This window comes from Sporichthya polymorpha DSM 43042 (assembly GCF_000384115.1).
Taxonomy (GTDB): domain Bacteria; phylum Actinomycetota; class Actinomycetes; order Sporichthyales; family Sporichthyaceae; genus Sporichthya; species Sporichthya polymorpha.
The window spans coordinates 4,648,856-4,672,111 of the sequence record NZ_KB913029.1; the positions used below are offsets into that span (position 1 = coordinate 4,648,856).

At 73.8% G+C, this 23,256-nt stretch carries 25 protein-coding genes; 18 read left to right on the plus strand and 7 right to left on the minus strand.

From position 1 onward, the window contains the following. Genes tal through pgl form a run of 5 tightly spaced genes read left to right on the plus strand, consistent with a single transcriptional unit; the run spans nucleotide 1 to nucleotide 6,021 of the window. The gene (gene tal / locus SPOPO_RS0122630; protein WP_019877404.1) at nucleotides 1–1,119 is read left to right on the plus strand and encodes a transaldolase; all 1,119 of its coding nucleotides are present in this window, start codon (nucleotides 1–3) and stop codon (nucleotides 1,117–1,119) included. Next, complete coding sequence (locus SPOPO_RS0122635; protein ID WP_019877405.1) at nucleotides 1,116–2,786, plus strand: hypothetical protein; 1,671 nt, start codon at nucleotides 1,116–1,118, stop codon at nucleotides 2,784–2,786. The genes tal and SPOPO_RS0122635 overlap by 4 nt, the downstream gene beginning before the upstream one ends. A gap of 24 nt (nucleotides 2,787–2,810) precedes the next feature. Continuing rightward, nucleotides 2,811–4,331 (plus strand): glucose-6-phosphate dehydrogenase, encoded by a 1,521-nt coding sequence (gene zwf, locus SPOPO_RS0122640; RefSeq protein WP_019877406.1) that lies wholly within the window; start codon nucleotides 2,811–2,813, stop codon nucleotides 4,329–4,331. Further along, entirely contained in the window at nucleotides 4,328–5,245 is a 918-nt protein-coding gene (locus SPOPO_RS0122645; protein WP_084671838.1) for a glucose-6-phosphate dehydrogenase assembly protein OpcA, read from the plus strand. The genes zwf and SPOPO_RS0122645 overlap by 4 nt, the downstream gene beginning before the upstream one ends. After that, a complete protein-coding gene (gene pgl / locus SPOPO_RS0122650; RefSeq protein WP_019877408.1) occupies nucleotides 5,242–6,021 on the plus strand; it encodes a 6-phosphogluconolactonase in 780 nt (259 codons plus the stop codon). Before SPOPO_RS0122645 ends, pgl begins: the two co-directional genes overlap by 4 nt. Before the next feature lie 28 nt (nucleotides 6,022–6,049). On the opposite strand, the gene SPOPO_RS0122655 is transcribed toward pgl, so the two are convergent. Further along, complete coding sequence (locus tag SPOPO_RS0122655; RefSeq protein ID WP_019877409.1) at nucleotides 6,050–6,472, minus strand: SAV_6107 family HEPN domain-containing protein; 423 nt, start codon at nucleotides 6,470–6,472, stop codon at nucleotides 6,050–6,052. Nucleotides 6,473–6,851: 379 nt separating this feature from the next. On the opposite strand from SPOPO_RS0122655, the gene SPOPO_RS0122660 reads away from it, so the two are divergent. Continuing rightward, complete coding sequence (locus SPOPO_RS0122660) at nucleotides 6,852–7,352, plus strand: AMIN-like domain-containing (lipo)protein (protein WP_028985031.1); 501 nt, start codon at nucleotides 6,852–6,854, stop codon at nucleotides 7,350–7,352. Nucleotides 7,353–7,402: 50 nt separating this feature from the next. On the opposite strand, the gene SPOPO_RS0122665 is transcribed toward SPOPO_RS0122660, so the two are convergent. Further along, a complete protein-coding gene (locus SPOPO_RS0122665) occupies nucleotides 7,403–8,287 on the minus strand; it encodes an SDR family NAD(P)-dependent oxidoreductase (RefSeq protein ID WP_019877410.1) in 885 nt (294 codons plus the stop codon). Nucleotides 8,288–8,396: 109 nt separating this feature from the next. Between SPOPO_RS0122665 and SPOPO_RS0122670 the strand changes: the two genes are divergently transcribed. The 7 genes from SPOPO_RS0122670 to SPOPO_RS0122700 are packed head-to-tail and all read left to right on the plus strand — an operon-like array spanning nucleotide 8,397 to nucleotide 15,145. Then, nucleotides 8,397–8,768, plus strand: a complete 372-nt coding sequence (locus tag SPOPO_RS0122670; protein WP_019877411.1) for an arsenate reductase family protein — start codon at nucleotides 8,397–8,399, stop codon at nucleotides 8,766–8,768. Nucleotides 8,769–8,771: 3 nt separating this feature from the next. Beyond that, nucleotides 8,772–9,377 carry an ASCH domain-containing protein gene (locus SPOPO_RS0122675; protein ID WP_019877412.1) on the plus strand — a complete coding sequence of 202 codons (606 nt, stop codon included), beginning with the start codon at nucleotides 8,772–8,774 and terminating at the stop codon, nucleotides 9,375–9,377. Further along, nucleotides 9,374–10,930: a phytoene desaturase family protein gene (locus tag SPOPO_RS0122680; RefSeq protein ID WP_019877413.1), complete on the plus strand. Its 1,557-nt coding sequence runs from the start codon at nucleotides 9,374–9,376 to the stop codon at nucleotides 10,928–10,930. Before SPOPO_RS0122675 ends, SPOPO_RS0122680 begins: the two co-directional genes overlap by 4 nt. 40 nt (nucleotides 10,931–10,970) lie before the next feature. After that, nucleotides 10,971–11,723, plus strand: coding sequence for a VOC family protein (locus SPOPO_RS0122685; protein WP_019877414.1), 753 nt, complete (start codon nucleotides 10,971–10,973; stop codon nucleotides 11,721–11,723). 10 nt (nucleotides 11,724–11,733) lie between these two features. Continuing rightward, nucleotides 11,734–12,555 (plus strand): carotenoid biosynthesis protein, encoded by an 822-nt coding sequence (locus SPOPO_RS31185; RefSeq protein WP_019877415.1) that lies wholly within the window; start codon nucleotides 11,734–11,736, stop codon nucleotides 12,553–12,555. Continuing rightward, nucleotides 12,552–13,676, plus strand: a complete 1,125-nt coding sequence (locus tag SPOPO_RS0122695; protein WP_019877417.1) for a glycosyltransferase family 2 protein — start codon at nucleotides 12,552–12,554, stop codon at nucleotides 13,674–13,676. Before SPOPO_RS31185 ends, SPOPO_RS0122695 begins: the two co-directional genes overlap by 4 nt. A 26-nt stretch (nucleotides 13,677–13,702) precedes the next feature. Next, entirely contained in the window at nucleotides 13,703–15,145 is a 1,443-nt protein-coding gene (locus SPOPO_RS0122700; protein WP_019877418.1) for a phytoene desaturase family protein, read from the plus strand. Nucleotides 15,146–15,435: 290 nt separating this feature from the next. Here SPOPO_RS0122700 and SPOPO_RS0122705 read toward each other — a convergent pair whose 3' ends face one another. Together SPOPO_RS0122705 and metF are read right to left on the minus strand one after the other, a co-directional pair. Beyond that, complete coding sequence (locus SPOPO_RS0122705) at nucleotides 15,436–16,128, minus strand: CDP-alcohol phosphatidyltransferase family protein (RefSeq protein ID WP_019877420.1); 693 nt, start codon at nucleotides 16,126–16,128, stop codon at nucleotides 15,436–15,438. A gap of 13 nt (nucleotides 16,129–16,141) precedes the next feature. Then, nucleotides 16,142–17,080, minus strand: coding sequence for a methylenetetrahydrofolate reductase [NAD(P)H] (gene metF / locus SPOPO_RS0122710; protein ID WP_019877421.1), 939 nt, complete (start codon nucleotides 17,078–17,080; stop codon nucleotides 16,142–16,144). A gap of 111 nt (nucleotides 17,081–17,191) precedes the next feature. On the opposite strand from metF, the gene SPOPO_RS0122715 reads away from it, so the two are divergent. From SPOPO_RS0122715 to SPOPO_RS0122725, 3 genes are read left to right on the plus strand one after another with little or no spacing between them, the layout of a single operon-like run. Beyond that, entirely contained in the window at nucleotides 17,192–18,280 is a 1,089-nt protein-coding gene (locus SPOPO_RS0122715) for a polyprenyl synthetase family protein (RefSeq protein WP_019877422.1), read from the plus strand. After that, a complete protein-coding gene (crtI, locus tag SPOPO_RS0122720; RefSeq protein WP_019877423.1) occupies nucleotides 18,277–19,782 on the plus strand; it encodes a phytoene desaturase family protein in 1,506 nt (501 codons plus the stop codon). The genes SPOPO_RS0122715 and crtI overlap by 4 nt, the downstream gene beginning before the upstream one ends. A gap of 19 nt (nucleotides 19,783–19,801) precedes the next feature. Further along, on the plus strand, nucleotides 19,802–20,032 hold the full coding sequence (locus SPOPO_RS0122725) for a DUF5302 domain-containing protein (protein WP_019877424.1): 231 nt from the start codon (nucleotides 19,802–19,804) through the stop codon (nucleotides 20,030–20,032). A gap of 39 nt (nucleotides 20,033–20,071) precedes the next feature. Here the strand turns inward: SPOPO_RS0122725 and SPOPO_RS31190 are convergent, their stop codons facing one another. Further along, nucleotides 20,072–21,070: an SGNH/GDSL hydrolase family protein gene (locus SPOPO_RS31190; RefSeq protein ID WP_019877425.1), complete on the minus strand. Its 999-nt coding sequence runs from the start codon at nucleotides 21,068–21,070 to the stop codon at nucleotides 20,072–20,074. A gap of 99 nt (nucleotides 21,071–21,169) precedes the next feature. Here SPOPO_RS31190 and SPOPO_RS0122735 point away from each other — a divergent pair, with 99 nt between their 5' ends. Both SPOPO_RS0122735 and SPOPO_RS31195 read left to right on the plus strand, forming a co-directional pair. After that, nucleotides 21,170–21,493: a TFIIB-type zinc ribbon-containing protein gene (locus tag SPOPO_RS0122735; protein ID WP_019877426.1), complete on the plus strand. Its 324-nt coding sequence runs from the start codon at nucleotides 21,170–21,172 to the stop codon at nucleotides 21,491–21,493. Nucleotides 21,494–21,589: 96 nt separating this feature from the next. Then, the gene (locus SPOPO_RS31195) at nucleotides 21,590–22,594 is read left to right on the plus strand and encodes a phytoene/squalene synthase family protein (RefSeq protein ID WP_019877427.1); all 1,005 of its coding nucleotides are present in this window, start codon (nucleotides 21,590–21,592) and stop codon (nucleotides 22,592–22,594) included. Here SPOPO_RS31195 and SPOPO_RS33200 read toward each other — a convergent pair. Both SPOPO_RS33200 and SPOPO_RS0122750 read right to left on the minus strand, forming a co-directional pair. Further along, nucleotides 22,477–22,827: a lycopene cyclase domain-containing protein gene (locus SPOPO_RS33200; RefSeq protein ID WP_019877429.1), complete on the minus strand. Its 351-nt coding sequence runs from the start codon at nucleotides 22,825–22,827 to the stop codon at nucleotides 22,477–22,479. The two genes, SPOPO_RS31195 and SPOPO_RS33200, sit on opposite strands and share 118 nt — an antisense overlap. Then, on the minus strand, nucleotides 22,824–23,156 hold the full coding sequence (locus SPOPO_RS0122750) for a lycopene cyclase domain-containing protein (protein ID WP_019877430.1): 333 nt from the start codon (nucleotides 23,154–23,156) through the stop codon (nucleotides 22,824–22,826). Before SPOPO_RS0122750 ends, SPOPO_RS33200 begins: the two co-directional genes overlap by 4 nt. Nucleotides 23,157–23,256 lie beyond the last annotated feature (100 nt).

Below are 23,256 nucleotides of genomic sequence, written 5' to 3' on the forward strand. Positions count from 1 at the left end.
GTGGGAACCGAGAATCTGCGCCGCCTCTCCGAGGCGGGCGTCGCCATCTGGCTGGACGACCTCTCACGTGAGCGCCTGCAGAAAGGCACGCTCGCGGCGATGGTGCGCGACTCCTACGTCGTGGGCGTGACGACCAACCCGTCGATCTTCCAGAACGCGGTGTCCAAGTCCGACCTGTACGACCCGCAGGTGCACGACCTCGCGGTGCGGGGCGTGCACGTCGACGAGGCGGTCCGCTCGATCACCACCGCCGACGTCCGCGAGGCGTGCGACGTCCTGCGCAGCGTGTACGACGCCAGCGACGGCGTCGACGGCCGCGTCTCGATCGAGGTCGACCCCCGCTTCGCGCACGACACCGACAAGACTGTCGCCGAGGCCCGTTTCCTGTGGTGGGCGGTCGACCGGCCGAACCTCTACATCAAGATCCCGGCCACCGTGGCAGGCCTCCCGGCGATCGCGCAGTGCCTGGCCGAGGGCATCAGCGTCAACGTCACGCTGATCTTCTCCCTCGAGCGCTACCGCGCGGTGATGGACGCCTTCCTCGACGGCATGGAGCGCGCCCAGAAGGCCGGGCTCCCGCTGGAGCGGGTCGGGTCGGTCGCGAGCTTCTTCGTCTCCCGCGTCGACACCGAGATCGACAAGCGCCTGGACAAGCTGGGCACCGACGAGGCCAAGGCGCTGCGCGGCAAGGCCGCCGTCGCCAACGCACGTCTGGCGTTCGAGGCCTACGAACAGATCTTCGCCGGACCGCGCTGGACCGCGCTGGCCGACGACGGCGCCAAGCCGCAGCGCCCGCTGTGGGCCTCCACCGGCGTCAAGGACCCGGCCTACGCGGACACCCTCTACGTCGACGAGCTCGTCACCGCCGGCGTGGTCAACACGATGCCGGAGGCCACGCTCGACGCGGTCGCCGACCACTCCGCCGCGACCGGCGACACGGTCCGCGCGCACTACGCCGAGGCCAAGCAGGTCCTCGCCGACCTCGCCGCGATCGGCATCGACTACGACGACGTCGTGAACCTGCTCGAGCGCGAGGGCGTCGAGAAGTTCATCTCCGCCTGGAACGACCTGCTCGGCTCCGTCGGCGCCGAGCTGACCCGCCTGGGGGGCGAGGAGTGACGACGAGCGACAAGGCACCCAACCCGTTCAACACCTACGCCCAGGAGGGCGGGGGCTGCCGCGTCCGTCTGTCCGGCGAGGAGGTCCGGGCCCCTGCCGGGTTCGCGCTGCGCGCCGCGTCGGTCCACGAGGTCGTGCAGCGCCTCGCCGCCAAGGACGCCACGCTCTGGGGTGACGCGGCGGCCGAGGAGGCCGCGATCCGGCTCGGCTGGCTGGACCTGCCGACCAGTTCGCGCGAGCTGCTCCCCCGCATCGCCGAGGTCCGCGAGCGCCTGCAGGCCGACGGTCTCGACCACGTCGTGCTCGCGGGCATGGGCGGTTCGTCGCTCGCGCCCGAGGTGATCTGCCGCAACGCCGGTGTCGAGCTCACCGTCCTCGACACCACGGACGCCAACCAGCTTCGCCGGACCCTCGCCGACCGCCTCGACCGCACGGTGGTCGTGGTGGCGAGCAAGAGCGGTTCGACCATCGAGACCGACAGCCACCGCCGCGCCTACATCCAGGCCTTCCGCGACGCGGGCTTGTCCGACGAGCAGATCGCGGCGCGCTTCGTCGTCGTCACCGACCCGGGTTCGGCCCTGGAGGAGATCGCGACCGAGGGCAACTACCGGGCGGTGTTCCTCGCCGACCCGAACGTCGGTGGCCGGTACAGCGCGCTGTCCGCATTCGGCCTCGTGCCGAGCGGTCTCGCCGGCGCCGACGTCGCGAAACTGCTCGACGAGGCCGCGGAGCTCCGTCCGGCGCTGGAGCAGCTCGGCGACAACCCGGGCCTGCTGCTCGGGGCCGCGCTCAGCGGCGCGGCGACCCACAGTCGGGAGAAGCTCGTCCTCGCCAACGCCGACCCGGCCCTGGAGGGCTTCGGCGACTGGGTCGAGCAGCTCATCGCCGAGTCCAGCGGCAAGGAGGGCAAAGGCCTCCTCCCCGTTATCGTCGAGAGCACGGACGCCCCCGGCTGGGCGGACATCGGTCCGGACGCGGTGCGCGCCACCCTCGGCGACGTCGACGGCTCGGAGATCCGGATCACCAGCGGTCCGCTCGGGGCGCAGTTCCTGCTCTGGGAGTGGGCGACCGCCTTCATGGGCTGGGGCCTGCACACGAGCCCGTTCGACCAGCCCAACGTGACCGAGTCCAAGGACAACACCGCGCGGCTGCTCGAGTCCGCTGTCGACGGCGTCCTCGACGTGCCGGCGCCGCTGTTCACCGACGGCCCCATCGAGGTCCACGGCGACGAGGCGCTCCTCGGCGAGGCGAAGTCGCTCGTCGACGCGCTTGAGCTGATTCTGCGTCAGGTCCAGCCGACGGGGTACCTGGCCCTCATGGCCTACCTCGACCGGTTCGCCGACGCGGACATCGCCCGCCTGCGTCCCGCGCTGGCGAGGCTGCTCGCCGGGCCACAGGTCACCTTCGGCTGGGGCCCGCGGTTCCTGCACTCGACCGGGCAGTTCCACAAGGGCGGCCAACCGGTCGGTGTCTTCCTGCAGATCACCGGTGCGGTCGAGGAGGACCTGCCGATCCCGGGCCGGCCCTACAGCTTCTCGACGCTGCAGATGGCGCAGGCGCTCGGCGACCTCGGAGCTCTCCAGAGCCGCAACCGCCCGGCGCTCCGCCTCCATCTCACCGACCGTAAGGCGGGCATCGACACGCTGCTCGCGGCCTTCGGTGCGTGACGGCCGGTACGGAACGGGAGAGGCATGACGGCGAATCCGCTCCGCGACCCGCGCGACAAGCGCCTGCCGCGGATCGCGGGGCCGTGCAGCCTCGTCGTCTTCGGCGTCACCGGCGACCTCGCGCGCCGCAAGGTGATGCCCGCGATCTACGACCTGGCCAACCGCGGGCTGCTGCCCCCGGGCTTCTCGCTCGTCGGGTACGCGCGCCGGGACTGGGAGGACCAGGACTTCTCGAAGGTCGTCCACGACGCGGTGAAGCAGAACGCGCGGACACCCTTCCGCGAGGAGACCTGGGCGGCACTGTCCGAAGGCATGCGCTTCGTCCCTGGCGACTTCGGTGACGACGCCGCGTTCGCGACGCTCGCCAAGACCCTCGCCGAGCTCGACGAGAGCCGCGGCACCGGGGGCAACCACGCGTTCTACCTCTCGATCCCGCCGAAGTTCTTCGCCGAGGTGGTCGGCCAGCTCAAGGAGCACGGCCTCACCGACTCGCACGGCGACTCGTGGCGCCGCGTGGTCGTCGAGAAGCCGTTCGGTCACGACCTCGCGAGCGCCCGGGAGCTGAACCGCATCGTCGAGGAGGTCTTCCCACCGTCGTCGGTGTTCCGGATCGACCACTACCTCGGCAAGGAGACAGTGCAGAACATCCTGGCGCTGCGCTTCGCGAACCAGCTCTTCGAGCCGATCTGGAACCGCAACTTCGTCGACCACGTGCAGATCACGATGGCCGAGGACATCGGGATCGGCGGCCGCGCGGGCTACTACGACGGCATCGGCGCCGCCCGCGACGTCCTGCAGAACCACCTGCTCCAGCTGCTTGCGCTCACGGCGATGGAGGAACCGGTCTCCTTCTCCCCCGACGACCTGCGCGCGGAGAAGGAGAAGGTGCTCTCCGCGATCCGGCTGCCCTCCGATCTCGCGGCCTCGACGGCCCGTGGGCGCTACACCGCCGGGTGGCAAGGCGGCGAGAAGGTCGTCGGCTACTGCGAGGAGGAGGGCATCCCCGCCGACTCGACCACCGAGACCTACGCCGCCGTGAAGCTCGAGCTCGACACGCGCCGCTGGGCCGGGGTGCCGTTCTACCTGCGCACCGGTAAGCGCCTCGGCCGACGGGTCACGGAGATCGCGCTGGTCTTCCAGCGGGTGCCGCACCTGCCGTTCGAGACGACCGCGACCGAGGAGCTCGGCCAGAACGCCCTGGTCTGCCGGATCCAGCCGGACGAGGGCACGACGGTGCGCTTCGGCTCGAAGGTGCCCGGCTCCGCGATGGAGGTCCGGGACGTGACGATGGACTTCGCCTACGGCGGCGCGTTCACCGAGAGCTCACCCGAGGCGTACGAGCGGCTCATCCTCGACGTCCTGCTCGGCGACCCGCCGCTGTTCCCTCGCGCGCGTGAGGTCGAGCTGTCGTGGCAGGTCCTCGACCCCATCGAGGAGTTCTGGGCGACCCAGGGTCCGCCCGAGGGGTATGCCGCGGGCACGTGGGGTCCGCCGAGTGCCGACGAGCTGCTGGCGCGGGACGGCCGAGTTTGGCGGCGCCCGTGAGTGAGATCCTGACCAACACCACCGCGTCGGCGATCGGGCGCGCGCTGATCGCGGCCCGCCGCGCCGGCGGGAGCCAGGCGACGGGGCAGGTCCTGACGCTGGTCGTCGTGACGGACGGCGAGGAGCATGCCGAGGCGGTCGAGGCGGCGGCGCGGAGCGCGGCCGAGCACCCCGCCCGGATCCTCGTCGCCCGGCGGCGGCCGGACTCGTCCCACGCCCGGCTCGACGCCGAGGTGTGCGGCAGCGGTGAACGTGGCCCGGGCGAACTGGTCGTGCTGGACCTGCACGGCGAACTGGCCGCGCACGGCGGTTCCGTCGTGCTGCCGCTGCTGGGCCCGGACGCCCCGGTCGTGACCTTCTGGCCCGGCGAACCGCCGGACGACCCCGCTGCCGACCCGATCGGCGCCCTGAGCCAGCGGCGCATCACCGACCTCGCGTCGGCCACCGACCCGCGCGCCGCGCTCGCCCGGCGGGCGCAGACCTACGCCGAGGGCGACACCGACCTGTCCTGGACACGCCTGACCCGCTGGCGCAGCGTCCTCGCCGCCGCCTTCGACCAGCCGCACGCCGCCGTCGAGAGCGGCGTCGTGGCCGGGGAACCCGACAGCCCGAGCACGGAGCTTCTCGCGCGCTGGCTCGAGCTCCGGCTCGCTGTCCCCGTCGAGCGCCGGACCTCCGACGGGCCCGGCCTGACCGAGGTTCGCCTGGGCACCCCGGACGGCGAGATCGCGGTCGTGCGCACCGACGGTGCGCTCGCCACGCTGTGCGCCCCGGGCTGGCCCGAGCGCCCGATCGCGCTCCCCCGCCGCCCGCTCCCCGAGCTCATGGCGGAGGAACTGCGCCGCCTCGACCCGGACGAGATCTTCGCCGAGTGTCTCGCCGCCGCACCGTCACGCACAGGAGCACCCGCATGACCGCCACCGTCCTCGTCCACCGCGACCCGCCGACCCTCGCCGCCGCCGTGGCGGCGCGGCTCGTGACCCGGCTCGTCGACGCGCAGGCGGCGACCGGGCGGGCCTCGGTGGTGCTCACCGGCGGCAGCGTCGGCATCGCGACCCTTGCGGCCCTGGCGGACATGCCGGCCCGCGACGCGATCGACTGGCGCAACCTCGACATCTGGTGGGGCGACGAGCGCTTCCTGCCACTCGGGCACGCCGACCGCAACGAGACCCAGGCGCGCGAGGCCCTGTTGGACAAGGTCGGCGTCGACCCGGCGCGCGTGCACCCGATGCCCGCGAGCGACGGCCCCGACGGCGACGACCCGGAGGCGGCAGCCGAACGCTACGCGGCGGAACTTCAGGCGGCGGCGCGGCCGGAGGACCACGGCATCGCGCCGAGCTTCGACGTGTGCCTGCTCGGAGTCGGCCCGGACGGGCACATCGCCTCGCTGTTCCCCGAGAAGCCGGCGTTGTACGAGGAGGTCCGCTCGGTCGTCGGTGTCCGGGGATCCCCCAAGCCGCCGCCGACGCGCATCAGCCTGACGATGCCGACGATCCGCGGCGCCAAGGAGGTCTGGTTCGTCGTCGCCGGCGAGGACAAGGCCTCGGCGGTGCACCTCGCGCTCTCCGGCGCGGGCCCGATCCAGATCCCCGCCGCCGGCGCATCGGGTCGGTCGCGGACCCTCTGGCTGCTCGACCGGGCCGCCGCGTCGAAGCTCCCGCCGGCGCTCGCGCGCCTGGCATCCCCCTGACGCTGCCTCAGTCCGGAGGCAACCTGCCCTAGACGCAGGCCGCCTGCGGGCACGGGACGTCGAGCATCGCGGCGACGAGGGCGACGAAGGTCGCGGCGTCGCGCAGAAGATCGTCGGCCTCGCGGGCCGTCACGGCGCGGGTGAGGCCGGCCTCGGCGGCGGCGCGCTTGCCGGCGTTGGCGGCGAAGAACGCGGCCCACTCCGAGAGCTCCGGCGCGACGACGACGAGCAGCTCCCATGCCGAACGCGGCCGGCGCCGCTTGCCCGTCACCGGCTGGGCGCGGACCGCGAGGACCGCCGCCGCGCCGCGGAGGGCGGCGAGATGGGCGGCGGCGTAGCGGTCGACGGGACGGGTGGCCACGTTCGCCGCGTTCAGGCAGTGGCCGGCGGCGTTCAGCAGCTCCTGCGCCCCGGAACGCGGCGCGGCCGGGTGCTCGATGACCAGGCTCATGTCGACTCCTCGTTCTCCCGTGCGGCCCCGGGCGAACGACCGGGGCCGGGCTCTCCCACCGGGCCGGGCGGGCGGGGGTCGAGGCCGGCCGCCCGGCCGGTGAGTGGTGTCGAACCGGCCCGAGCGACCGCGGGGGGTCAGTCGCTCGAACATCTGTTCGACACGGAGAACAGTACCCCCCACCCCCGACAATCTGGCAAGCACCCATTCCCCCGGCGCGCCGCCGCCCGAAAAATTTGTCCGGTTCGTCCGGTAAACCGATCTGCGCCCCCCGGCGTCTCCTGTGCAGTTCCACACCGCACGGCCATACCGAGTTGCCCCAACACCGAGTTGCCCACCCGAGTAGCCGAAGAACTGCCCGACACCCCAGGGGGAAGAGATGTTCCAGCTCCGCAACCGCAAGACCGCCGTCGCCGCCCTCGCCGCGACCGCACTCGCCGGCACCGGCCTGGTCGGCGTCGTCGCGTCCGCCGACGCGGCCGCGAAGACCGCCACGGTTCAGAACCTGCGCACCGGCGCGCACAGCACCTTCGACCGCGTGGTCATCGACTACACGGGCAAGAAGCCGACCGTGAAGCTCTCCCTCGTCAACAGCCTCTACAGCTGCGGCAAGGGCGACAAGCTGACGATCCCCGGCGACAAGATCCTCAAGATCGACCTGACGCCGGCTCAGGCCCACAACGACAAGGGCAAGAGCACGTACTCCGGCCCGGGCCGTCTGTCGACCGCCAACTACAACCTGTCGACCCTCAAGGGCGTCCGGATGGCGTGCGACTTCGAGGGCCACGTGACGTTCGGCGTCGGCGTCAAGAACCTCAAGAGCTACAGCGTGAGCCACCTGACGAACCCGAAGCGGGTCGTCGTGGACCTCAAGCGCTGACGCTCAGTCAGATCATCGTTCCGGCGGGAGATCGCAGCAAAGCAGACAGGTCAACGCATCCGGCCGGTCGCCCGCGGGCGGCCGGCCGGGTTCGTTCCGAACCGCTTCTGCACGAGCTGGTTGGCCGCGGCCAGACCCTTGGCGAACGGGGTCGGCGCGAGGCGTTTGAACGCGTACAGCAGCCGGGTCTCGACGTGCGGCAGCAGCAGGAACTTCCGCCGGTCCACGGCCCGTAACACCTTGCGCGCGACGTCGTCGGCGGTCAGCTTCGGACCGGGGAACAGCTCTCCCGCGATGGCCTGACGCGCCATCACCTCGAAGGCCGGGTCGGTCGTCCGCATCGTGTCGGCGAGGTTGGTCGCGAAGAAGCTCGGGCACACCACGGTGGTCCGGATGCCCAGCGGCTCCAGCTCGCAGCGCATCGTCTCCGACAGCGAGATGACGCCGGCCTTGGTGACGTTGTAGGACGCCATGTTGCCGAGGTTCATCAGCCCGGCGAGCGAGGCGATGTTGACGACGTGCCCGGCCCCCTGGGCCTCGAACATGGGCACGAACGTCCGGACTCCGCGGATCACGCCCTTGAGGTTGATGTCGAGGATCCAGTCCCAGTCGGCCATCGGGATGTCGGAGATCGGGCCGGCGGCGGCCACGCCCGCGTTGTTCACGAGGACGTCGAGGCCGCCCCAGTGCTGCGCGCACCACTCCCGCGCGGCGTCCCACGCGGCGTCGTCCCGGACGTCGAGGGCGAGGAACGCGACCCGGTCCGGGTTCCCACCGCGTTCGCGCAGGCGCTCGGCCAGTTCCAGCCGAGCCAGTTCGCCCGCCGCCGGGTCACGGTCGGTGAGCAGCACACGCGCACCGTCGTCGGCCGCTGCGCGCGCGAGGGCGCGACCGAGCCCGGACGCCGCTCCGGTGATCAGGATCCGCCGGTCCATGCGCTGTTCCTCCCTGGGACGTCCGTCGACCTCCACGCTACGGCACAACTTACTCAGAGTAAATAACACTGCCGGAGCCGCCGCGGACCGTTGCAATAGGTTCGGCCGCATGGAGATCTGGCTCAACCCGGCATGCTCGAAGTGCCGTACCGCGGTCGCGGACCTGGACGCCGCGGGCGTTCCCTACACCGTCCGCCGGTACCTGGACGACCCGCCGACCGCCGCCGAGATCCGCGACGTCCTCGACCGGCTCGGCCTCGAGCCGTGGGACATCGCGCGGACCGGTGAGGCCGTGGCCGGCGAGATCGGGCTGAAGTCCTGGCCGAAGGACGCGGAGAACCGCGAGCGTTGGATCGAGGCGCTGGCCGCTCACCCCAAGCTGATCCAGCGTCCGATCCTCACCGCCGCCGACGGCAGCGCGGTGGTCGGCCGCTCGCCGGAGGCGGTGCAGGCCGCGATCGAGGCCGAGCGGAAGGGCTGAGCGGTGCGCTTCACCGGGCCCGACGCCCGCGCGGCGGCCGAGGGCCGGATCAGCGTGCAGTTCCGCCGCTGGGCCGCCCCTCGCGTCATCGCGGGCCGGACCTACCGCACCAACGCCGGCCGGATCGACGTGACGTCGGTGCGCGAGATCGACCCGGCGAAGCTGACGAAGGCCGACGCCCGCCGCGCGGGCCGCCCGAGCCCCGAGCAGCTGCTCTCCGAGCTGCCCGGCGACCCGGCGCACCCGCTGTGGCGGGTCGAGTTCACCCTCGCGACCGACCCGGACCCGCGCGCCGCGCTCGCCGCCGACGACGCGCTCGACGACGCCGCTGTCGCGGAGATCACACGACGCCTCGACCGCCTAGACGCGGCGAGCTCGCACGGCGCCTGGACCCGGCAGTACCTGCGGACGATCGCGGAGCAGCCCGGCGTGCGCGCGCCGGACCTCGCGGCGTCCTACGGTCGGGAGACCCAGCCGTTCAAGATCGACGTCCGCAAGCTGAAGAACCTCGGGCTCACCCACAGCCTCGCCGTCGGCTACGAGCTCTCCCCGCGCGGGCGCGCCTACCTCGAACGCACGGGCAGCCCCGAGCCCCGCCGCCGGTCGTGAACTCCCGCTGCGACGTCGCGGTCGTCGGCGCCGGCCACAACGCACTGGTCGCGGCCTGCTACCTCGCGGGCGCCGGTCTCGAGGTCGAGGTCCTCGAGCGCGACACCGTCGTCGGCGGCGCGGTCTCCACCGTCGAGCGCTTCCCGGGTCATCGCGTGGATCGCGGCTCCAGCTTGCACGTGATGGTCCGTCATACCGGAATCGTCGAGGAGCTCGGGCTCGGTGAGTGCGGTCTGCGGTACCTCGACGCCGACCCGTGGGCGTACGCGCCGGGGCCGGACCCGGGCTCCCCCGGCCTGGTGTTCGCGACCGACCTCGACCGCACCTGCGACTCCATCGCCGCGGCCTGCGGACCCGCCGACGCCGCGGCGTACCGCGCGCTGATCGCCGACTTCACCCCCGCGTGCCGGCGCATCCTCGACGTCCTCGCCGGGCCGCCGACCCCGGGCCGGATCGCCCGCAAGGTCGCCACGCTCGGCCGCGCACGCGGCGGTGGTGAGACCTCCCGGTGGTTCCTGCAGCCGGCCGACCACCTGCTCGACGCCACCTTCCGAAGCGAACGCCTGAAGGCGGCCCTGGCCTGGCTCGCGGCGCAGTCCGGCCCGCCGCCGCACGAGCCGGGCACGGTCGGGCACCTGTCCTGGATCGCCCTGATGCACCTGCGTGCCCCCGGGCGGCCGGTGGGCGGGTCCGGAGAGCTCTCGCGGACCCTCGCCGAGCGCCTGACCCGCTCGGGCGGCCGGCTCCACCTCGGGGACGCGGCAACGGCGGTCACCGTGTCCGCGGGGCGGGTCACCGGCGTGCGGACCGCGAGCGGACGCACCGTCAGTGCGCGGGCGGTCCTGTCCGGCGCCCACGTCCTGGAGACGCTGGACCTGCTCGCCGCCGCCGGTGTCGAGCCGCCCGGGGTGCGACCGCGGATCCGGGTCGGCGACGGCATCGGCGTGGCCGTCCGGCTCGCGACCTCGGCGTTGCCGGCCTACGCCGGGGCCTCGGCCGACGCCGGGCACGGCATGCAACTGCTCGTCACCGACCGCGCCGAGCTGCGCGCGGCCTACGCCGACTATCTCGCCGCCCGGCCTCCGGCGCGGCCGGCGGTGCTCGCCCTGACCCCGACCGTGCAGGACCCGTCACTCGCTCCGCCCGGCCGCCACACCGTCACGCTGTGGGCGCAGTGGCACCGTTACGACCTCGCCGGACCCGGGTGGGACGAGGTGCGCACGGCGACCGGCGAGGCGGCGATCGCGCGCGTCGAGGCCTTCTCCCCCGGGTTCGCTGCGGGCGTCGTCGACACCCACGTCCAGACCCCGCTCGACCTCGAACGCGAGCTCGGTCTGCGTCGAGGCAACGTCATGCACGTCGAGATGGCACTCGATGCGATGTTCGCCCTCCGTCCGGTCCCCGAGCTCTCGGGTTACCGTGGGCCCCTGCCCGGCCTCTACCTCACCGGCGCCTCGACCCATCCCGGCGGCGGTGTGTTCGGAGCCTCGGGCCGCAGTGCGGCGAAGGTCCTGCTCCGCGACCTGAAGCGCGCACGAAGATTCCCGAAGTAGGCTGCGCACGCGCCGTCCGCGCGGAGAAGGGGAGAACGTCGTGACCTACGTCGACAGCTACGCACCCGGCATCCCGTGCTGGGTGGACGTCGCCTGCCACGACGCCGCGGCCGGCAAGGAGTTCTACTCCGAGCTCTTCGGCTGGAGTTCGGTGGACGACGAGGACGGCTTCGCCACGTTCCTCCTCGACGGCCGTCCCGTGGCGGGTCTCGGTCCGTGCCAGAAGGGCACCCGGCCGAGCTGGAACGTCTACATCACGGTCAAGGACGTCGACGCGTCCGTCGCGACCGTCAAGGCCAACGGCGGCACGCTCATCGCCGGGCCCGGGGACATCCTCAACCTGGGCCGCGGCGCCGCGTGCGCCGACCCGCAGGGTGGCGTGCTCACGCTCTGGCAGGCCCGCGACCACATCGGCGCGCGCATCACGCGCGTTCCGGGCACCTGGTACTGGTCGGACCTCGTGACGCCGGACATCCCGCGCGCCGCCGCGTTCTACACCGCGGTGTTCGGCTGGTCGGTCCGCGGCGCGGACCCGTCGGGCTCGACCGGCGCGGTCGCGATGCTCGGGCAGCAGGGCGTGGCCGGCTTCTCGCCACTCCCGGCCGGCTCGGCCCCGGGTCCGTACTGGTCGGTGACGTTCCAGGTCGCGGACGTGGACGCCACCGCGGAGAAGGCCACCAAGCTCGGTGCCTCCGTCGCGGTCGCCCCGATGGACGTCCCCAACGTCGGGCGCTTCGCGGCCATCGCCGCGCCCGGTCGGGAGACGTTCTCGATCCTGCGGCCCCTGGCCTGAGCGTCGACCGTTGCCCGCGCTCGAGACCGCGCGGCGCCCGGACCGGCACCTCGCGGGGGTCCGGCTCGCCTGGGCGCTGCTCGCGGCGGCCGTCGCCTGTCAGATCGCGTACCCGCTCGTCGCGGGCACCACGCGTGACCGGCTGACGGTCGCCACCGTCACGGTGACCTTCGCCGTCGTCGTGACCCACCTGGCGGTTCGGTCCGGGGCCGGCGTCGCGCTGCGGACGTTCGGGCTGGTGTGCGTCGCCTCGGCCGCCGTCGAGGCCGTCGGCGTGCACACGGGCTTCCCGTTCGGCGAGTACGCCTACGGGGACGGGCTCGGCGCGGAGCTGGCCGGCGTCCCGCTCGTCATCCCGATGGCCTGGTCGATGACGGCCTACCCGGCGCTGCTCGTGGCGCGTCGGCTGACCCGGGACCGCGGGGCGGTGGCGACCGCGCTCGTCGGCGGCTGGGCCCTCGCGAGCTGGGACCTGTTCCTCGACCCGCAGATGGTCGAGGAGGGGTACTGGGTCTGGGCCGACCCGACCCCCGCCCTGCCCGGTTCCCCCGACGTCCCGCTGACGAACTACGCGGGCTGGATCGTCGTCTCGGTGGCACTGATGGCGCTGCTCGACCGGACGGTGCCGCGCGCGTCCGGCGCCTCCGACCCCGGCGACCTCCTGCCCGCGGTCCTCTACCTGTGGACCTACGCGGCCCAGGTCCTCGGCAATCTCGCGTTCTTCGACCGCCCCGCGGTCGGGCTCCTCGGCGGCGTCGCGATGGGGGCCGTGGCTCTCCCCTTCGCCCTCTCCCGGTTCGGCGTTGCCTGGTTCGGCCGGGCACGTCCGTGAGGTCCCCGGGCCGGGCCGCGGTCGCGGCCGGGGCGCTGCTGTCCCTCGGCGGCGCGGCGCTGGCGGCGGCGAACGTCGCGACGGTGCGGGTCGCCCGGCCCGACGCCCCGGACGTCCCGCCCGGGCGGCGCGTCTCGGTGCTGCTGCCGGTCCGGAACGAGGCTGCGGTGGTGGGCCGCTGCCTGCGTGCGCTGCTCGCCCAGGAGGGTGTGGCGGACCTGGAGATCCTGGTCCTCGACGACGGGTCCGCCGACGGCACGGCCGACCTCGCCCGCGCCGTGGCCGGGGACGACCCGCGCGTGCGCGTCCTGACCGGGGACCCGCCGCCCCCGGGCTGGCTGGGCAAGCCGCACGCCGGCGCCCGCCTGGCTGCGGAGGCGACCGGCGACGTCCTGGTCTTCGTCGACGCGGACGTCCTGCTGCACCCGCGGGCCGTGGCGGCCGCGGTCGCGGTGATGGCGGAGTCGGGGCTGAGGCTGCTGTCGCTGATGCCACGTCAGGTCGCCGACTCGCCCGGCGAGCGCCTCGTCCAGCCCCTCCTCGCCTGGAGCTGGTTGTCGACGCTGCCCGTACGGCCGGCGGAGCACTCACGGCGGCCCTCGACCGCCGCGGCGATCGGGCAGTTTCTCGTCGTGGACCGCGCGACCTACGCCGCCTTCGGCGGCCACGGCGCCGTGCGCGACCGTGTGGTCGACGACATCGAACTCGCCCGCGCGGCCAAGCGCGCCGGCCACCGGGCGGGCATGGTCGTCGGTTCCGACGTCGCGTCGTGCCGCATGTACGCGGACTGGGCCGAGCTGCGGGCGGGCCACACCAAGTGGTTGTGGGCCGCCTTCGGCGCCGGCGGTCGCGTCGTCCCCGCCGCCGCGGTGTGCGGGGTGCTCCTGCTCCTCGGACCGGTCCCGACCGCCGCCGCCCTGCGCGGGTCCCGCCTCGGGCTCGCCGGGTACGCCGCCGGCGTCGCGGGCCGTGCCCTCGTCGCCCGCCGCGTCGGCTCCCGCGTCTGGCCCGACGTCCTCGCCCACCCGGCCTCGACCGCCGCCGCCGCGTTCCTGCTCGCGGACTCCGTCCGCGCCCGCCGCCGCGGCACCCTGACCTGGAAGGGGCGCCCCCTCCCCTGACCCCGGCGCAGCTAGGGTGACCGCTCGTGGCGCGGGTGGTGGTGATCGGGGCGGGGCTGTCGGGGCTCGCAGTCGCGCTGCGCCTCGCCCGGCTCAAGCACGACGTGATCGTCTGCGAGCGCGCGGAGGAACCCGGGGGCCAGGCGGGCCGCTTCGAGCGGGACGGCTTCGGGTTCGACACCGGACCGACGCTCGTCCAACTCCCCGCCGGGTACCGCGACCTGTTCCGCAAGACCGGGAAGACGACGCCGCTGGAGAGCGTCCTCGACCTCGAGCCGGTGGACCCGGCGATGCGCTGGCAGTTCGCGGACGGTCCGCGCATCGACATCCCGAACGCGACCCGCGCCGGGACGATGGAGGTGATCGCGGCCGGCCTCGGCCCGACCGCGGCAGAGGACTGGGACACTTTCCTCGCCACCGGCAGCGACCTGTGGGCGACGTTCCGGCAGGGGTTCGTCGCCGCCCCACCGACCACGCGCCTGCAGGCGTTGCGGACGAAGACCGGACGGGCCTGGCTCGCCGCGCTGACGCCGGAGAAGACCCTCAACGACCTGATGAAGCGTCAGCTGCGCGATCCCCGCCTGCGCGCCGTTGGCGGGTCCTACGCGCTCCGGATCGGGTCCGACCCGCGCCGCGCGGCCGCGGCGGTCGCCGTCTGGCCGGCGATGGAGCACACCTTCGGCACCTGGCGGGTGGTCGGCGGTATCCGGCGTCTGGTCGACGCCACCGCCGAGCGGACCGAGAAGCGCGGCGCGGAGATCCGCTACGGCACCGCGGTCACGGCGATCGAGCACGACGGCGGCGCGGTCCGCGGCGTCCGCCTGGCCGACGGCACCACGCTCCCCGCGGACATCGTCGTCTCCGCGGTGGATGCCGCGCTCACCGCCGGGTTCCTCGGCCGCCGCCCCGACCGGGGGGATCGCAGCGCCTCCGCCTTCACCCTGTCCCTGGCCCTCGACGGCGCGGCGGACCACCTGCCCACGATGTCGTTCGGGCTCGACCCCGTCGCGGAACTCGTCGAGGTCTTCGAAGCCGGTCGGCCGCCGGCGGACCCGACGCTGTTCCTCACCCCCGCCGACGCCCCTGCCGGTGCGAGCGCTCTGACCGTCAGCGTGGTGACGCCCCGTCACGGAACCGGCAAGGACGAGGTCGACTGGACCGCGACGCAGACCGAGGCGTACGCCCGTCATCTTCTCGGTGTCCTCGACGCCCGCGGGTTCGACGTCTCGACCCGCCTCCGGTGGTTCGCGGCCCACACGCCCGCCGACGTCGAGCGGCGCTGCGGCTCCCCCGGCGGCGCGCTCGGCGGCGCCGCCCTGCACGGCCTCAAGGGCGCGATCTTCCGCCCACCGAACACGACCGACGTGAGCGGGCTCTTCCAGGTCGGCGGGTCCGCTCACCCCGGGCCGGGGCTGGCCCTCGCTCCCCTCGGCTCCGCGTTGGTCGCGGAGACGATCGGCAAGGCCTGAGGGCGCGACCGCGACACCGGCAGCACGGGGGCTTAAACGCCGAGATCGCCGGTGATCCAGCCCCCTCAGCAGGATCAACAGCGATCTCGGGACGTCTCACGCGTCCCGACCCGGCGGTGCACCCCGACGGGCCGGACGCGCTCGATCTCCGCCAGGAACCCGGACCCGGTCGTGCGAGCGGTAGCGCGCCGTCCCCGAATGTCCTGCCGTGTTAGAAGAATCCGCCTCCGGCCGGGTCACGACATCAGCCGGAGGGGCGGATCCTGCTCAGACGTGCGGCCGGATTCGGTTCATCCGTTCGGTTGAGTGCTCCCGGGCCGCAGCGCGTGACGCAACGCGCGGCCGAGCTGCGCGAGGCCGACCAGTCCGAGCGCGAGCCAGCCGACCGCGCCGCAGAACGCGGCGATCTCGGCGTCGAACTCCCCGACCGAGTTGTGTCCGAGCAGGCCGACGGTGAGCAGGCCGAGCGCCGTGGCGATCACCCGGGTCGGACGCTCCGCGACGGTGACGACGAGGATGTCGGTCAGCCCACCGGCCCCGGCGCGGGCCCGCGCGTACTCCTGGAGCCAGCTGCTCGCGACCGCGCCGGCGCAGACCGGCCCGGGCGCGCCCGCTTCGTACAGGGCGATGCCGAAGAACACCTCCGCGAGCCGGTCACCGAGCGAGTCGACGAGGTGCCCCCACCGGCTCGCGCGGCCCGTCAGAACCGCGACGGCCCCGTCGACGCCGTCGAGCACGGCCGAGACGAGCACCAGGACGGCGGCGAGCAGACACAGCCGCGGGTCGCTCCCGGCGAGGACCGCCGCCACCCCAGCGACCGCGACCGCGATCGCGGTCAGCGCGTCGGGGTGTACGCCTCGCAGCGGGAGCGCGACGCGGTACACGAGGTCGAACCACGCGCGCTCGGCGCGCCCCCCGCTGCTCGGGTCGTGGCCCCCGTGTCCCGCGGCCCACGCAGCGAGGTAGTCCTCGCGCGAGGTCATGACGCGGTGTCAGTCATGACGCGCTGTCAGTTCGCGCGGGACCGAGCCCGAGCGCCTGGTAGATCTGCAGGGTCGAGGTCGAGCGGTTCAGCGTGTAGAAGTGCAGCCCCGGCGCGCCGCCGTCGAGCAGCTTCGAGCACAGTTCAGTGGCGAACTCGACGCCGATGCGGCGCACCTCGGCCGCGTCGTCGGCGACCGCCTGCAACCGCTCGGCGAGGGACGCCGGGAACGCGGCGCCCGACAGCTCCGCGAAGCGCTGGATCTGCGAGAGGTTCGTGACCGGCATGATCCCCGGCAGGATCGGGATCGTGCAGCCGTGCGCCGCCGCCCGGTCGACGAGACGGAAGTAGTCGTCGGCGTCGAAGAAGAACTGCGTCACCGCGAAGTCGGCGCCGGCCGCGGCCTTGAGCGCGAGGTACTTGGCGTCGGCGTCCAGGTCCGGCGACTCGGGGTGGCCCTCCGGGAAGGCCGCGACGCCGACGCAGAAGTCCCCGAGCTCGCGCAGCAGCCGCACCAGCTCGTCGGCGTGCTCCAGCCCCTCCGGGTGCGACTCCCACGGTGTACCCGGCCCGCCGGCCGGGTCGCCGCGCAGCGCCAGGACGTTGCGGATGCCCGCTCCGGCGAAGCTGCCGATGACCGAACGCAGCTCGGCGCGCGAGGAACTGACGCAGGTGAGGTGACCGACGGCGGTCAGTGTCGTCTCGGTCGCGATCCGCTCGACGATGCGGACGGTGCGGTCCCGCGTGGACCCGCCGGCGCCGTAGGTGACGGACACGAACGTCGGAGCCAGCGGCTCGAGCTGACGGATCGTCTCGAACAGCGTCCGCTCACCCTCGTCGGTCTTCGGCGGGAAGAACTCGAACGAGTACGACCGGCCGCCGCTCGCGAGCAGGTCGCGCAGCGTCGCGCCGAGCGTGGACCCCGCGGGTCGCGGGCCGGATCCGGTCGTCATAGTGGACCCAGGCTAGCGATCGGGGTATCCGCGGACAGGCCGGTCCGTGCCCCGCGACCGGCCAGTGACCTGCGCCACTTCACCCGAGCGACCCGGACGGAGCTGCCCGCCATGACCGCCGTGGACCCGGCCGATCTGCGCGAGCGGGTGTCCGCACGACTCACGGCCCACCTGGAGCAACGGTCGGGCCTCGTCACCGCGCTCGGGCCCGAGCTCGAGGCGCCGGTCGCGGTCCTGCGGGAACTCACGACCGGCGGCAAGCTCCTGCGCCCGGCGTTCTGCTACTGGGGCTACCGCGCCGCTGGGGCCCCGGACGGCGAGGAGATCGTCGCCGCGGCCGCCGCGCTCGAACTGCTGCACGTCAGCGCACTGATCCACGACGACGTCATGGACGGCTCCGACCGCCGCCGCGGCCGCCCCTCCGCCCACCGCCAGTTCGAGCAGCTGCACCGCACGGCCGACTGGTCCGGGGCGCCGGAGGGCTTCGGGTACGGCGCCGCGATCCTGCTCGGTGACCTCGTCCTCGCCTGGTCCGACGAACTGCTCCGCGGCTGCGGCCTGCCCGCTGACCGGGTCGCCGCGGGCACCGCGGTCTTCGAGGCCATGCGGACCGAAGTCATCGCCGGCCAGTACCTCGACCTTGTCGCCCAGTCGGCGGGCGACGCCCCCGCCGGTGAAACCGAGGACGCCGCGCTCTCCCGGGCCCTGCGCGTCCTGCGCTACAAGACCGCGAAGTACTCGGTCGAGCGGCCCTTGCAGCTCGGCGCGACCCTGGCTGGTGCCGAGCCGGCGCTGGTCGAGGCCTTCTCCGCGTTCGGCATCCCGCTCGGCGAGGCGTTCCAGCTCCGCGACGACCTGCTCGGGGTCTTCGGCGACCCGGAGCGCACCGGCAAGCCCGCGGGCGACGACCTGCGCGAGGGCAAGCGCACCGTGCTCGTCGCGACCGCGATGACCGCCGCCGACGACGCCGACCGCGCGACGCTGCGCACCCTGCTCGGTGACCCCACCCTCGACGCCGACGGCGTGGAGCAATTGCGCGACGTGCTCGTCCGGACGGGCGCGGTCGACGAGGTCGAGAAGATGATCGAGCGGCTCACCGCGCAGGCCGTCGACGCTCTCGCCGACGCCCCCATCGTTGATCCGACGGCCCGTCAGGTTCTCGCCGACCTCGTGGTCGCGGCGACGCAGCGGCACGAATGAGGACCGTCTCCGGACCGACCGACCGCGTCGTCGTGGTCGGAGCGGGGCTCGCGGGCCTGTCCGCCGCGCTCCGGCTCGCGGGGGCCGGACGTGAGGTCGTCGTCCTCGAGCGGGAGGACGTGCCCGGCGGGCGCGCGGGCCGCCTCGACCGCGACGGCTACCGGTTCGACACCGGCCCGACGGTCCTCACGATGCCCGGCCTCGTCGCCGACGCGCTCGACTGCGTCGGCGAGGAGCTCGCCGACTGGCTCGACCTGCTCCCCCTCACGCCGGCGTACCGGGCCCGCTTCGCCGACGGCTCGTCGCTCGACGTGCACACCGACCCGGACGCGATGGCGGGCGCGATCAGCGAGCTCTGCGGCCCGGCCGAGGCGGACGGGTACCGCCGCATGGTGCAGTGGCTGCACCGCCTCTACCGCTACGAGATGCGGGACTTCATCGATCGCAACGTCGACTCCCCGCTCGGCCTGCTCACCCCGAACCTGGCCCGCCTCGTGGCCGCCGGCGGGTTCGGCCGCCTCGCGCCGCGCGTCGGGCGCTACCTGCACGACGACCGCACCCGCCGGGTGTTCACGTTCCAGGCGATGTACGCGGGCCGGTCCCCCTACGACGCGCTCGCGCTCTACGCGGTGATCTCCTACATGGACACTGTCGCGGGCGTGTACTTCCCCCGCGGCGGCATGCACGCCCTGCCCGCCGCCCTGGCCGGCGCCGCGACCAAGCACGGCGTCGACATCCGCTGCGGCACCGAGGTCACCCGGGTCGAGCGGGCCGGCGGCCGGGCGGTCGCCGTGCACACCGCTGCGGGCGAACGCATCGCCTGCGACGCCCTCGTCCTCACCCCCGACCTGCCGACCGCCTGGCACACGCTGCTGGGCGGCGGCCCCCGCCGGTTGGGCCGTCTGGGGTACTCGCCCTCGTGCGTGCTCCTGCTGGCGGGGTCCACCACGGCCTACCCCGAGCGGGCCCATCACGAGATCACCTTCGGCACCGCGTGGCGCGAGACCTTCCGCGAGGTCATCGAGGAGGGCCGCACGATGTCGGACCCGTCGTTCCTCGTCACCACCCCGACCGCGTCGGACCCCACGCTCGCCCCGCCCGGCCGCTCGTCGTACTACGTCCTGTTCCCCAGCCCGAACCTGACGGGTCATCAGGACTGGTCGGTGCGCCGGGACGCCTACGTCGAGCAGATGATCGGGACGCTGGAGTCGCGCGGGTACCCCGGCTTCGGGGCCGGCATCGAGGTCCGCGACGTGACCACCCCGGCGGACTGGGCCGCCCGCGGCATGGCCGCCGGGACTCCCTTCGCCGCGGCGCACTCGTTCTCCCAGACCGGGCCGTTCCGTCCCCGCAACCTCGCCCGCGGGTGGGAGAACGTCGTGTTCGCCGGCTCCGGGACCGTCCCCGGGGTCGGGGTCCCGTGCGTGCTGATCTCCGGCCGACTGGCCGCCGAACGGATCACCGGCCCGCAGCGCGAATATCGCTCGCGCGCGTGGCCCTGATCCGTGCGATGGTTGGCCCATGACCGAGAACGAGAGCCCCGAGAACACCGCCGCTGCCGACGAGACCGAGGAGCCCGTCGAGGACGTGTTCGCCGGGGACGACCCCAAGGCGAAGTTCCGCGAGGCGCTGGCCCGCAAGCACGGCGGCGGGGGCAAGGGCGAGCCCAAGGCCGGCGGTGAGTCGAAGGTTCACTCCGCGCACGGTCCCGCGAAGGCGCAGCGCACGTTCCGCCGGAAGTCCGGCGGCTGACCCACCGGCTGGCCCACCGGAGAAGTCCGACCCTTCGGGTCAGGACCGCAGCAGCGCGACCAGGGCGTCGGCGACCGCGGCCTGGCCGGCGGCGTTCGGGTGGACGGGGGCGGCCGGGGAGAGCGGGATCGTCGGCTCGACCCAGCGGACCCCGGGGGCGGCGCACATGTCGTGCCCGATGCTCGGGGTGTACGTGTCGAGGTAGGTGTTCTTCGTCTTCTCGGCGGCGGTCTGCAGCATCGTGTTGAGCTGCCGCTCGACCTCGTCGAGGAACTCCATGTCCTCGGCCGAGAACGGCACGCCGGCCGCGAGACAGGCCAGGCGCCCGGCCTCGGTCGTCGGCAGCAGGTTCGGGTAGCCGACCACGACGATCCTGGCGAGCGGGGCCTCGGCGCGAATGTTCCCCAGGGCCTGCTCGATCATGACGCCGGAGGCCTCGATGTCCTCGCGGAACTGCTCGCCGTAGCGGTCCCGGCACGAGCTCCGCTCCTCCAGCGCACCGGCGACGTCGCCACCGAGCACGGCTCCGACCTTGCCCGCGCAGCCGGCGATCGCCGTGGCGAACAGGTCGTTGTCGTTGCCGCCGATGCCGAGCGTGACCAGCGTGGTGTCCCGGGACAGCGAGTCGAGCTGGGCCGCGACGCCGGGGACCTGCTCCTCGTACAGCGACATCGTGTCGGCGCCGCCGCAGCTGACGTCGGTGAGCTCGGCGCCCAGCGTCTTCGCGACCAGGTGCGGGTAGTTTCCCGCGGAGCGACCGCAGACGGCCGGCGCCGCCGGGTCCACGGGCGGGACCCCGGGGGCGGAGGTGTACGAGTCCCCCAGCGCGACGTAGCGCAGCGGGCCCGCCGGCAGGGCGTCGACCGGCGCGGCCGGGGCGACCGGCGCGGCCGGGGCGACCGCCGCGTCGGCGGCGACCTGCGCGACGGTCTCCTCGCCGTCCGGCCCGATCTCGTTGGCCACGGCGAGCGGGATCGCGACCGCGGCCGCCGCGATCACGGCGACGGCAACGGGCAGGAACCGGCGGGGACTGACCATGGCGGGACGGTAACGCGCGGATCCGGTGGGCGCAGGCGGAATGGCCAGGCCTTTCCCAGGTTCGGGAACACCGGGCCGGCGCCCTTCGTTCGACCTCCCGTGACCGCTTTGACCTGCCCCAAGTGCCAGGCCGAGATGCGCAGCTACGAGCGCAACGGCGTGACCATCGACCAGTGCGCCGACTGCCGGGGGATCTTCCTCGACCGCGGCGAGCTGGAGCGCCTGATCGACGCCGAGGCCGGCTACTACGAGAAGCAGGCCCGGGAGCCCGAGCCGCCCCGTCAGCCCGAGCCCCGCTACCAGGAGCCTCGCTACGAGGAGCGCCGGTACGACGAGCGCAAGTACGACACCGACGAGCACAAGTACTACGGCGGCTACCGGAAGAAGAAGCGGCACTCCTTCCTCTCCGAGCTGTTCGACTGACGGCCGACGGCCGCCCTACCGGGGACCGGGCGGCCGTCGGCGTACCCGCCGCCGCACCCCGTCAGCGGTTCGGCGCGGCCGATTACCCTGCAGGCCATGTCGTCCCGCGCTGCTCTGGACGCGGCCGGGATCACCGACCCCGCGCTGCGCCGGTCGTACCTGCGCTGCCGGGAGCTGCACGCCCGGTACGGGCGGACCTACTACCTTGCGACGCTGCTCCTGCCGCCCGCCCGGCGCCCGTACGTCTGGGCGCTCTACGGCTTCGCGCGCTGCGCGGACGAGCTCGTCGACGACCTGGACACGCTCGCCGGCCCCGCCGACGCCCGGGCGGAACGGTTCGAGGCGTGGGCCGCCGCGCGGCGGGCCGAGTTCGCGCGGGGCGAGAGCGAGGACGCGATCGGGCGCGCCGCGGTGCACACCGCCCGCACCTGGGGCATCCCGATCGAGCACACCGACGCGTTCCTGGACTCGATGCGGGCCGACCTGACGGTCACGACGTACCCGACCTTCGCCGACCTCGACGCGTACATGCACGGCTCGGCGGCGGTGATCGGGCTGCAGATGCTCCCGCTGCTGCGCCCGGCCGACCCGGGGGCCGCCGCGGAACCCGCCCGCGCGCTCGGAATCGCCTTTCAGCTCACGAACTTTCTCCGCGACGTCGGCGAGGACCTGGCGCGCGGCCGGCTGTACCTGCCGCTGGAGGACCTCGCCGCGCACGGCGTCACCCGGGCCGATCTCGAACGGGGCGCACACACCCCGGCCGTGCGCGACCTGATGGCGTTTCAGGTCCGGCGCGCCCGTGACTGGTACGCCGCCGCCGCACCCGGGGTCGCGATGCTCCACCCCGAGAGCCGACCCGCGATCGCCGCCGCCACGCGCCTGTACGCGGGGATCCTCGACGAGGTCGAGCGCAGCGACTACCGCGTGCTCGACCGCCGCGCCCGCGTCGGCCGGGCGACCCGGCTGCGCGTGGGCGCCGCTGCCTACGTCCGCGCGCGCCGCGCCTGGCGCTCGTCCAGCCGGGTGCCCAGCCAGGTCCAGACCCCGAGCGTCCAGAGCACGAGCGCGAAGCCGAACAGCAGGTCCTCGACCGGCGCGTAGACGATGCGCCCGTCGCCGAGGAACTGCGGGTCGGCGTCGCCGAGGATCGTGTCCGCGTCGTACCGGACGATCTCGCGGCCGGTCAGCCAGCCGTTCGAGAGCAGTTGGAAGAACACGATGATCGCGTAGGCGGTCCAGAACGAGGCGCGCGTGAGCAGCCGCGTCCGCAGCACCGCGAGGTCGACGAGGATCGCGACGCCCACCCCGGCGACCGCGAGCGCGGTGTAGCTCATCGCCCCGTGTCCCAACCCAGCCGCCGCCGGACCGCGCGGACGGCCTCGAAGCTGAACACGACCGCCAGCGGGATCACGACGAAGAACGCGACCTCCTCGACCGGCAGCCCGCCGGGCACCTCGAGGCCGAGGGTCTGGTCGGCGTCGAACGACCAGTGGTCGCGCGAGACCGCCCACAGGTCCCAGAGCAGGAACGGCGTTCCGGCGAGCAGCAGCGTCAGCGCGAGGCGCCGGCCCTGGGCGAGGACGCGTGCCCCCACGAGCCACTCGAGCGGCACCGTGAGCGCCAGACAGCCGAGCAGCATGGCGAGGTAGGACAGGGCGCGCACCGCGTCAGTCTCCCGGCGGCGCCGACCGGGCGCGGCCGGCGGGTCCGGGAACGGGGTGGACGGACGGTGAGGCGCACCGCAGGGGGTCGATGCGCCTCAC